This window comes from Chachezhania sediminis (assembly GCF_009765275.1).
GTDB classification, from domain to species: domain Bacteria; phylum Pseudomonadota; class Alphaproteobacteria; order Rhodobacterales; family Rhodobacteraceae; genus Chachezhania; species Chachezhania sediminis.
This window is the reverse complement of the sequence record NZ_VOPH01000030.1, coordinates 1-1,176: the sequence shown is the minus strand read 5'-3', so window position 1 is coordinate 1,176 and position 1,176 is coordinate 1. Positions and strand designations below refer to the sequence as shown.

The following is a 1,176-nucleotide window of genomic DNA, read 5'->3' as shown; positions in this document are numbered from 1 at the left end:
TTACTCGATGATCTTTGCGACGACGCCTGCGCCGACGGTGCGGCCGCCTTCGCGGATGGCGAAGCGCAGGCCGTCTTCCATGGCGATCGGCGCGATCAGCTCGACCGTGAAGCCGACGTTGTCACCCGGCATCACCATCTCGGTGCCTTCCTTCAGCGTCACCGTCCCGGTCACGTCCGTCGTGCGGAAGTAGAACTGCGGGCGGTAGTTCGCGAAGAACGGCGTGTGACGGCCACCTTCTTCCTTGGTCAGGATGTAGGCCTCGGCTTCGAACTTCGTGTGCGGCTTCACCGAACCCGGCTTGCAGAGAACCTGGCCACGCTCCACCTTCTCGCGGTCGATGCCGCGCAACAGCGCGCCGATGTTGTCGCCGGCTTCGCCGCGGTCCAGCAGCTTGCGGAACATTTCAACGCCGGTGCAGGTCGTCTTCTGCGTGGCCTTGATGCCCACGATTTCCAGTTCGTCGCCGACGTTCACAACGCCACGCTCGACACGGCCGGTCACAACCGTGCCGCGGCCCGAGATCGAGAACACGTCTTCGATCGGCATCAGGAACGGCTGGTCCACGGCACGTTCCGGGGTCGGGATGTATTCATCCACGGCCGCCATCAGTTCGCGGATCTTGTTCTCGCCGATTTCCGGATCGCGGCCTTCCAGCGCGGCAAGCGCCGAGCCGGCCACGATCGGGGTGTCGTCGCCCGGGTACTCGTAGGTGTCCAGAAGTTCGCGGACTTCCATTTCCACGAGCTCCAGAAGCTCCTCGTCATCGACCTGGTCGACCTTGTTCAGGAACACCACGATCTTCGGGATGCCGACCTGACGGCCCAGCAGGATGTGCTCGCGCGTCTGGGGCATCGGGCCGTCGGCCGCGTTCACCACCAGGATCGCGCCGTCCATCTGCGCCGCACCCGTGATCATGTTCTTCACATAGTCGGCGTGGCCGGGGCAGTCGACGTGCGCATAGTGACGTGCATCCGTCTCGTATTCCACGTGCGCGGTCGAGATCGTGATGCCGCGGGCCTTTTCTTCCGGCGCGCCGTCAATCTGGTCATAGGCCTTGAACTCGCCGAAATACTTCGTGATCGCGGCCGTCAGAGTCGTCTTCCCGTGGTCAACGTGACCGATCGTGCCGATGTTCACGTGCGGCTTCGTACGTGCGAACTTTTCCTTTGCCAT

At 63.4% G+C, this 1,176-nt stretch carries 1 protein-coding gene; it reads right to left on the bottom strand.

Going from position 1 to position 1,176, the window contains the following annotated elements:
* The coding region (tuf, locus tag FQK05_RS25770) for an elongation factor Tu (RefSeq protein ID WP_158972439.1) at nucleotides 1–1,176 on the bottom strand (1,176 nt) is incomplete at its 5' end.